Below are 9,129 nucleotides of genomic sequence, written 5' to 3'. Positions count from 1 at the left end.
AGCAGTAGCTACTCGGTATGACAAATTAGCAAGAAATTATGAAAGTCTCGTTGCTTTGGCATTTTCAATCATGTGGCTCCCTATGTGGGTCGATTGAAACATGTACAACAAAGGTCAACACGCTCTAGTCTAGCCTTTTATCTCTCTGGCAAATTAAATTTCTGGAGATACTGAAATGATGCAAAACGGATGTTATGGCGTTCACTATAGATTTCATTTAACGGTTATGTGCGATCAATAAAATATTTATTGGAGATTTTATGAGAATACAAAAGCCGATTAATGCAGGATTTAATGCGTCATCTACAGTTTCTGATGTGCTTGAAGCTCTAGACCTTAAGGATAAAGTCGCCCTTATCACAGGCGGACATTCTGGATTGGGGTTTGAGGCTACCAAAGCACTTTCAAAAGCAGGTGTGCATGTAGTTGTAGGTGCCCGGAATGTAAGGAGTGCCTCCAAAGCCCTAAGTGGGTTACCGAATGTCACAATTCTTCAGCTTGATCTTTCAGATATCAGATCTGTAAGGAGTTTGGCATCGTTTATCACTGCCAACAGTTATAATTTTAATTTTGTGATTTGCAATGCTGGAATCATGGCTTGTCCCGAAAAAAGAGTTGGTCCGGGTTGGGAATCTCAGTTTACTACGAATCATATCGGCCATTATGTGTTGGTTAATCTGATATGGAATAATATTTGCTCCGGAGGAAGAATTGCATGTGTTTCATCCGCAGGGCATCATCATTCTCCAATCAGATGGGATGATATTCATTTTACTAATGGTTATGACAAATGGCTTGCTTATGGACAGTCTAAAACTGCTAATGTTCTTTTTGCATTGCAGTTGGATATTTATGGTCAAAGTAGAGATATCAGGGCATTTTCTTTGCATCCAGGTAAAATATTCACTCCTCTCCAAAGACACCTGACTAATGAAGAGATGACAAATGAAGGGTGGATGGATAAGGATGGAAATCCGATTGATCCAACCTTTAAATCTCCAGAACAAGGGGCTGCAACTGGGGTATGGGCGGTAACAAGTCCATCCCTGAAAGGACTGGGGGGACTTTATTGTGAAGATTGTAATGTTGCAGCTCTCGCATCAGAATATGCCGAACCTTTTGTCGGTGTTTGTGAATACGCAATTGATCCAGCAGAAGCGTTAAAATTGTGGAATTTCACGGCTAACCTTACAGACGTGAATGCATTTTCAGGCCACTAAGTGCGTTTTGTTTAAGTTGTGATGCAGTCTGCTTTTTGCAACAGTGCCCAATCCCGAAATCCTCGATCCTACTCACAGTTTTAAACTTTTTTCCTGATGGAAATGCTGAAAGTTACTCGTATGTATATAAATGTATGTGAATTTTTACATTTTTGATACAAATTTGACAATGATGCAACCATTAAATATATTAAATCATAGGTTATATTTTATATATTCAATCCATCAGGAGGTAACCATGTCGGTGCCAACGCTCAGGCATTTTATTAATGGTCGGTATATTCAATCCAAAGGTTCTGAATATTTTGATTTGGTAAGTCCAGTCACTGGTGAATCTTATGCACGTTCTCCTAACGCGACCACAGCAGATGTTGATGATGCTTATGCAGCAGCTAAAGAGGCGTTTAAAATATGGGGACGCAGTACGCCCTCGGTGCGTCAGCAGGCGTTGTTAGCGCTGGCTGATACGGTAGAAAAAAACGCTGAACGTCTGATTGAGTCACAGAGCCGCAATACAGGGCAGCTCAAGCATCTGATTGCTTCCGAGGAGGTTGCGACATCGGTGGATCATATTCGCTTCTTCGCCGGGGCTGCCCGTTTTCTCGAAGGTAAGGCTACAGCTGAATATCTTCCTGATATGACCACCAGTATCCGGCGTGAACCGCTGGGAGTGGTTGGGCAGGTTACCCCATGGAACTATCCGTTGATGATGGCGGTATGGAAGATAGCGCCTGCGCTGGCAGCAGGTAATACTGTGGTACTTAAACCGAGCGATACCACGCCGGAGAGTACTCTGTTGCTGGCTGAACTGGCCGCACCATTCTTCCCCACCGGTTCCTTCAACGTGGTGCTGGGTAATGCCAGCGCAGGTGCTCTGGTAGTTTCGCACAAAACACCAGCGATGGTTTCCATCACGGGTTCCGTACGTGCAGGTTTGCAGGTTGCCTCTTCGGCGGCGGCTAATCTCACCAGAGCGCATTTAGAGTTGGGCGGTAAAGCACCGGTGGTTATTTTTGCCGATGCGGATATGGACAAAGCGGTGGAGACCATTGCTATCGCGGGGTACTTCAACGCTGGTCAGGACTGTACGGCAGCTTCACGAGTGCTTGTGCATGAGTCTGTTCACGATATCTTCGTCACTAAACTGGTGGCGGCCGCCAAAGCCATCCGTTTTGGCGATCCAGAAGATAAAGAGGCACTGTATGGGCCGCTTAATAATGTTCGCCAGCTGGAACAGGTCAAGGGATTTATTGCACGTTTGCCCGCTCATGCCCGCATCGAAACAGGAGGCTGTCAGGCCGATCGTTCGGGATATTACTTTGAACCTACGGTGATTACCGGTCTGGATCAGTACGATGAAGTGATTCAGACCGAGATTTTTGGCCCAGTTATCACAGTGCAGAAGTTCCTGACAGAGCAGGATGCTATCGGGAAAGCTAATGATGTGAAATACGGGTTGGCCTCCAGTGTCTGGACCCGCGATCATGGCCGCGCATTGCGCATGTCTCGTGAGCTTGATTTTGGAACCGTCTGGATTAACACCCATATTCCTCTTACGGCAGAAGCACCTCATGGCGGCTTCAAGAATTCGGGATATGGTAAAGATCTGTCGGCTTATGGCTTCGAGGAATATACGCGTATCAAACACGTGATGAGTTCCAATGACTGATGCAGGACACCCATAATGAATCAAAATAGATCTTCGCGCGACTTGGTGTCGCACGCACACCACGAGCTGTTTACTCGCCGTGATGTGGGGGCACTTGAGCGTTATTTTTCGCCTAATTTCATCGAACATTCCCCATTGGTCAAAGATGGTCTTGCCGGATTGCGTGAGCTGGTTGAGGTTCATCCTGAACTGCACCATGAAACGTACCGTGTATTACAGGATGGTGACCTGGTTGCTATCCACGGCCGTTTTACCGGGTTGGACGATCAGCCGTTGGTCGGTTTCGATCTGTACCGGGTTGCTGATGGCTTAATCGTGGAGCACTGGGATGGCTTAGTGCCGCAGTCCGCTCCTAACGCCAGTGGCCGAACTCAGTTAGACGGCCCGACTGAAACGGGTCACAGCCATGACAGGGAGAAAAACCGTGAACTAGTGGTTAATTTTTTCACTCGTACTCTGATAGAAGGACACTATGATGACTTTGGGAACTACACCAATGGTGAAGAGTTTCGCCAACACAGCCCCGATATTCCTGATGGTACGGCTGCGGTCATTGCGTTTCTCAAGCAACTCAGGGATGAAGGACAGGGCCTGCATTATGCAAAAATCCACCGTACAGTAGCCGACGGGCAGTTTGTTCTGAGCCATTCGGAGGGAAGCATTGCCGGAGCGCGTCACAGTTACTTTGAGCTATGGCGCATTGAGAACGGCAAAGTGGCTGAGCTTTGGGATGCTATCACCCCGGTACCGGAGGATGCGCAAGCGCTGCATCGCCACGGTATTTTTTAGCGTTGTTTGCAGACATGCTGAAATCCCATGTCATTTCAACCAGGAATTAGAGAATGACGGCATATTCTATCATCTATGCCCCGCTCGATCAGGCTACCCGGACCGAACAGGTTGTGGAACGATTAAGTAACGCGATCATCTCCGGAATATTACAGGCTGATGAGCAGCTGCCTAACGAAAACGAATTGTCGCGGTTGTTGGGTGTGTCACCGGTAACTGTTCGTGACGCACTGAATACGCTGCGCGCTAGGCAGTTGATCGATACTCGGCGTGGACGTCATGGCGGTAGTTTTGTGTGTCAGGTCTCTGTTGAGGACATGCGGAAATATCATCCGTTGCGGCGGATGGCTGCAGGTGAACTGGCGGATTTCAGCGAGTTTCACTGTGCAGTGATCGGCCACAGTGCGAGGCTTGCGGCGCAACGTTCGACACCGGATGAACTGAGAAAGCTTGAGCAATTGATCGACAGCTTTGAGGTCGCGACGCAACCGGATATCCGTATACAAACAGATATGCGCTGTCTATTAACCCTGGCATCCCAGTCACAGTCGGCCAGGCTTGCCAATCAGGAGCTGGAGATTCAGGCTGAATGGACACCTTTGATGGCGCTTTTGTATCGAGAAGCCACCGTTCATAACGAGGTTGTTACTGTCTGGCGTACACTTCTGGCCGCTCTGTATGAAGGTGATGACCTTACCTGTTACCAGCTTGCGCAAAAGATGATTATCCAAATTACCGACCACCTGCTTGAACGCAAATTGCGTATGGATACTGATGTGCCATTTTTGCCGAGATCTAATCGTGAGTAACGTGTCTGCATTCATTTCATCAGGAGAGAGGGAGGCATATGTACAACGACATACACGTAGAACGGGCCAGGAGCATCCTGGACGATATCCTGATTGCAGCGAAGCAGGCCACCGCAGCTCTGGCGGATAAGACAGCGCGGATTTTATTGGATCTGCCGTTATATCATACAGAAGGAGTCCGCTTGGCACAGGAACAACGCGGCGCATTGCAAACACATATTCACGATGTACTGCGTAACAACACATGGTGTAACGGGGCAGGATTTGCCAGCTATTCGGTAACGCAAGCGGCTGGGGAGGAGGATGGTTACTGGACGCTGGAGTGGTGGCGTCAGGAAGGGAATAATATTCAGCATGCACAGCTGGAACGCAATCAGGAGCAGCGCAGGCGTCTGGATTTCCGGTTTTTTGAATGGTTCCGGCAGCCGGCCAGCAGGCATCTTCCCGTCATTGACGGTCCTTATGTGGATTATGTCTGTAACGGAGCCTACACGATTACGATAGCCCATCCGGTGCTTATCGGTGAAGAGTTTGCCGGTGTTGCGGCAGTGGATATGCTTGTCTCGACGTTGGATAACCTACTTCTGCCGGCTCTGAGTGCCATCGGTAAACCAGCATTGATTATTAATAACGATGCGCGTGTCGTGACTTCGACAGTGCCGGGAGTGCGTTCCGGTTCGCTATTGAAAAGCCAAGACGTTAATTGGTCACCCGATGGTGAAATACCTTCATTGCATCTGGTGATCCTGCCGTCATCACACACTGAATCACACAGGGCGTTTGTCTGTTGAAACCCACTTATTCAGATTGATCAGGGAATTCTACTTATGATTGAATCCATGTTAGCTAAAAGGCGTAGCGCGGCTATTGCGAAAGGCGTTGGCGTGACTACTCAAATCTATGTTGAACGCGCCGAAAATGCTGAAATCTGGGATGCCCAGGGGCAACGCTATATTGATTTTGCCGCCGGTATTGCCGTGGTGAACACCGGACACCGCCACCCACGGGTCATTGCGGCAGCCAGAGAACAGCTGGAACAGTTTACCCATACCTGTCATCAGGTAGTGCCTTATGAAAACTATGTAGCGCTGGCCGAACGACTGAATCGTCTGGTACCGGGTAATTTTGTGAAGAAGACCGTTTTTGTTACCACCGGGGCTGAGGCAGTAGAAAATGCAGTTAAGATCGCGCGGGCCGCTACCGGACGTAGCGGCGTGGTGGCTTTCAATGGCGCTTTTCATGGCCGTACTTTCCTTGGTATGTCATTAACCGGCAAAGTGGCACCATATAAAATGGGATTCGGCCCGCTGGTTAGCGATGTTTATCATGTCCCGTTTCCGGTAGGGCTGCACGGCATCAGTGTGGAACAGACACTGAATGCGCTGGAGAATCTCTTCAAAACCGCTATTGAGCCTACGCGCGTCGCTGCCATAATCATCGAACCGGTACAGGGAGAAGGCGGTTTCTATCCTGCACCTCCTGAACTGCTTAAATCCCTGCGTGAAATTACCGATCGCTACGGTATTGTACTCATTGCCGATGAAATCCAGACCGGTTTCGCGCGTACAGGCAAACTGTTTGCCATGGAACACCATCAAGTTGCGGCTGATCTGACCACGATGGCAAAAGGTCTGGCGGGAGGCTTCCCGCTGGCGGCGGTAACGGGGCGGGCAGATCTGATGGATGCTGTGGTACCGGGTGGTTTGGGGGGAACTTATGGCGGTAATCCGGTAGCGATTGCGGCTAGTCATGCGGTGCTCGATGTGATCGAAGAAGAGAAGCTGGCTATACGTGCGATTCAGCTAGGGGAGCGACTGAAACAATGTCTGCGTGAACTGCGGCCGCGTGTCCCGCAGATCGCCGACGTACGAGGGCCTGGGCTGATGATTGCGGTGGAATTTAACCGTGCGGACAGTCAGGGACCCGATGCCGGCTTTACCAACGCGGTGCGTCAGAAATCGCTAGAGCGTGGTCTTATTTTGTTGACGTGCGGTATACACGGTAACGTGATCCGTTTCCTTCCTCCGCTGACGATACAAGATGAAGTTTTTGACGAGGCGCTCAGCATTCTGGAATCTGTGCTGCTCGATCTGAACCATAAAGAGGAAAAGTAGTGGCTGGAAGCTCTTTACTGGTTACTGGTGGACGATAAAACTCAGGGAGCCGTCACTGTTGGTATTTTGAGGTAGTTATCCCCCCAACGGCGAAGTCATCGCTTCGTTAGCAGGCATGCTGCGCCAGTGTAAAAGGGATTAACCGAAAATGAGCATGACGGCAAGGAGGAACCCGCTGGTTCACAAGAGAGGCCAACAATGTACTGGTATTTAAATGTATTAAAGAATTATATCTGTTTCAGGGGGCGAGCCAAGCGTAAGGAGTTCTGGTATTTCGTTCTGTTTCAGATTCTGGCTGTTCTCATCATTTCTTTTCTGGAAAGGCTATTTGCTGTTGCCAATCCCGAAATTTATATGGGGTGGTTCAGTGCTGTCTATCTGCTGCTCACATTTTTACCAGCGCTGGCGGTAAATGCCCGCCGCCTGCACGATATCAACTGTAGCGCTTGGTGGCTACTGTTACACCTTATCCCATTTATCGGCACTGTTATCTTACTGATTCTCGCCGCTCTTAAAGGGCAGGCGGGTAGCAATAAATACAGTTCAGATAACAGGATTAACTCACAGAAAAATACCTCAGACCAGACTAACGGGTAAATTCCGGTCATAAAGGAGTGCTGAAATGGCAATGAACAGAAGAGATTTTATCTCAACTACCGCGACCTTTGCTGGGGCGGGAGTACTTTCATCTATTCTTCCCGCCACATCTTTGCTTGCCCGGGCCTTAACTGCGGTCGATGCTCCGGTCGTCAATATTGACTCACTCCGACCGACGCTGTTGCAGGATTCACAGTACAGAACCAGCCGATTGGGATTGGATCCTCGCATCTGGAACTGGCATCGAGACGCGGCTGTCAACGCCATGCCAGCGAACTACTATGAGGCCTCTCTGGTCGATTGGCCAGATTTTAGACGTTTTTCTGGAGACCAGACGTGTGAGGTTGTCGTCATTGGCGGTGGATTGCTGGGTGCTTCCACAGCGCTGCATCTTGCAGAAGCGGGCGTGGATGTGATTCTGGTTGAAAAGGATAACATTGGTTCTGGAGCCTCTGGCCGTAATGGGGGGCAGATTACCCCCGGAATTGCCCGCTGGGGTGCTGAAACTATACTGGAAAAATTTTCACCTGATGAAGCCAAACGTTTATGGCGTTTTGCATCGGTTGAAGCGATGAATCTTGTAGATGAACTCCAAGAGCGTTACGGTTTTGAATGTGACCGCAAATATGGTCATATTACCGCAGCGATACACCCGGGTCATATGGGATCATTGGTGGCTGATGCTGATGCCCGGCGTCATCTAGGGGATACGGCGGTGAAGGTTATTGGGCCACACGAATTGCAGGAACAGTATGTGCGTTCGAGTATCTATCATGGTGCCAATATAGACAGTATTGGTGGACAGGTTCAGCCTCTGGCGCTGCTGCGAGGTCTGGTTTATGGTTTTGCCAGACTGGATGGACGAGTTTATGACAATACGAAAGTGAAGAGTATCAGGCAGGATGCCAGCAGCACGATCATAGAAACTGAGCGGGGAGTTATCAGGGCGAGTAAAGCTGTGGTACTGGGGGTGCATGGCTCTACTGATAAGTTTATATCCGGCTTTTCTACTACAGTGCCTTTTTTCACCTATGTGGCGGTAACTTCGCCGTTGACGGTGGATATCAAAGAATTGATCCCATCAGATCTGCCAGTCTACGATACACAGTTACAAATAGACTATTATCGCGCGGTGCGCGACAACCGCCTGTTGTTTGGTGGACAGGGTACTGGCAATTCCTGGTCACCGCGTGATGTGAACAATTATTTGCTTAATCGTATCAAAACAGTATTCCCGAATCTGGCAAAACCCGAATTGGAATATTCCTGGAGCGGGATCAGCGACCTGACTCTGAACGGAGCCACCGATGTCCGCAAAAGCGATGACAACGTCCCTGTGTATATGGTACATGGTTGGAGTGGTCATGGAGTGGCACAGACGGTGCGCATTGGCAAAGCCATCAGCGACGATTTCACCGGACGCAACCACGACTTTACTATGCTTACTCACATCGATCATGCAAGTATTCCTCTGGGTTCCTATCTCTCACCGGTGGCTCTTCCATTGATTAAAGGTGCTCTGGGAGTGATAAGCACACTTAACCCGGCAGATATGATTTCATTCTGAGTGGTTCGCTTCTATTAACCGAGAGGCTGCGATTCATTGACCATATATGGACGTCCCCGGTTGTGCAAGCATTGAATTGATACGGTTTGAAGGCCAGGCAATAGCCAGGCCTTAATTAGGCGTATTTGTACGATTTAAAATTTAGCGCCGAATGAAAGTACTGAATGAAATCCTTTTGCAGGTATTGATTCTTGACTATCTCGGTATTTCTCGTTAAATATGTTGTTGAGTTCTAACCAGGGCGCGAGCATACTTTTTTAACATCTATTGAATGAAAATTAATAGCATGATCTAATTAGCCTTATTTCTCTTCTAATCGCTTACCTATGACCCTGATTGAACATTTATCCGTTGTTAAAGAAAC

At 48.7% G+C, this 9,129-nt stretch carries 8 protein-coding genes and 1 pseudogene; all 9 read left to right on the top strand.

Going from position 1 to position 9,129, the window contains the following annotated elements:
* Positions 1–97 (top strand): annotated as a pseudogene (locus tag AACQ81_RS19000) (IS5/IS1182 family transposase); the annotation flags it as partial.
* 163 nt (positions 98–260) lie between these two features.
* Complete coding sequence (locus AACQ81_RS18995; protein WP_237388240.1) at positions 261–1,220, top strand: oxidoreductase; 960 nt, start codon at positions 261–263, stop codon at positions 1,218–1,220.
* A gap of 238 nt (positions 1,221–1,458) precedes the next feature.
* A complete protein-coding gene (locus AACQ81_RS18990) occupies positions 1,459–2,889 on the top strand; it encodes a gamma-aminobutyraldehyde dehydrogenase (protein WP_237388239.1) in 1,431 nt (476 codons plus the stop codon).
* Between the two features lie 15 nt (positions 2,890–2,904).
* Positions 2,905–3,678 (top strand): nuclear transport factor 2 family protein, encoded by a 774-nt coding sequence (locus AACQ81_RS18985; RefSeq protein ID WP_237388238.1) that lies wholly within the window; start codon positions 2,905–2,907, stop codon positions 3,676–3,678.
* Between the two features lie 53 nt (positions 3,679–3,731).
* Positions 3,732–4,487: a FadR/GntR family transcriptional regulator gene (locus tag AACQ81_RS18980; protein WP_237388237.1), complete on the top strand. Its 756-nt coding sequence runs from the start codon at positions 3,732–3,734 to the stop codon at positions 4,485–4,487.
* A 38-nt stretch (positions 4,488–4,525) separates the two neighbouring features.
* On the top strand, positions 4,526–5,278 hold the full coding sequence (locus AACQ81_RS18975) for a cache domain-containing protein (RefSeq protein WP_237388236.1): 753 nt from the start codon (positions 4,526–4,528) through the stop codon (positions 5,276–5,278).
* Between the two features lie 36 nt (positions 5,279–5,314).
* Complete coding sequence (locus tag AACQ81_RS18970) at positions 5,315–6,601, top strand: 4-aminobutyrate--2-oxoglutarate transaminase (RefSeq protein ID WP_237388235.1); 1,287 nt, start codon at positions 5,315–5,317, stop codon at positions 6,599–6,601.
* Positions 6,602–6,799: 198 nt separating this feature from the next.
* A complete protein-coding gene (locus AACQ81_RS18965; RefSeq protein ID WP_237388234.1) occupies positions 6,800–7,198 on the top strand; it encodes a DUF805 domain-containing protein in 399 nt (132 codons plus the stop codon).
* 25 nt (positions 7,199–7,223) lie between these two features.
* On the top strand, positions 7,224–8,765 hold the full coding sequence (locus AACQ81_RS18960) for an NAD(P)/FAD-dependent oxidoreductase (RefSeq protein WP_237388233.1): 1,542 nt from the start codon (positions 7,224–7,226) through the stop codon (positions 8,763–8,765).
* Positions 8,766–9,129: the final 364 nt, after the last annotated feature.

Source organism: Xenorhabdus sp. Sc-CR9 (assembly GCF_963897815.1).
Taxonomy (GTDB): domain Bacteria; phylum Pseudomonadota; class Gammaproteobacteria; order Enterobacterales; family Enterobacteriaceae; genus Xenorhabdus.
The sequence above is the reverse complement of the archived record's forward strand: the minus strand, read 5'-3'. Positions and strand labels throughout refer to the sequence as shown.

Excerpts from the sequence above, each read along its gene's own strand:
- AACQ81_RS18995 (WP_237388240.1), top strand. The coding sequence starts at position 261 with ATGAGAATACAAAAGCCGATTAATGCAGGATTTAATGCGTCATCTACA.
- AACQ81_RS18990 (WP_237388239.1), top strand. The coding sequence starts at position 1,459 with ATGTCGGTGCCAACGCTCAGGCATTTTATTAATGGTCGGTATATTCAA.
- AACQ81_RS18985 (WP_237388238.1), top strand. The coding sequence starts at position 2,905 with ATGAATCAAAATAGATCTTCGCGCGACTTGGTGTCGCACGCACACCAC.
- AACQ81_RS18980 (WP_237388237.1), top strand. The coding sequence starts at position 3,732 with ATGACGGCATATTCTATCATCTATGCCCCGCTCGATCAGGCTACCCGG.
- AACQ81_RS18975 (WP_237388236.1), top strand. The coding sequence starts at position 4,526 with ATGTACAACGACATACACGTAGAACGGGCCAGGAGCATCCTGGACGAT.
- AACQ81_RS18970 (WP_237388235.1), top strand. The coding sequence starts at position 5,315 with ATGATTGAATCCATGTTAGCTAAAAGGCGTAGCGCGGCTATTGCGAAA.
- AACQ81_RS18965 (WP_237388234.1), top strand. The coding sequence starts at position 6,800 with ATGTACTGGTATTTAAATGTATTAAAGAATTATATCTGTTTCAGGGGG.
- AACQ81_RS18960 (WP_237388233.1), top strand. The coding sequence starts at position 7,224 with ATGGCAATGAACAGAAGAGATTTTATCTCAACTACCGCGACCTTTGCT.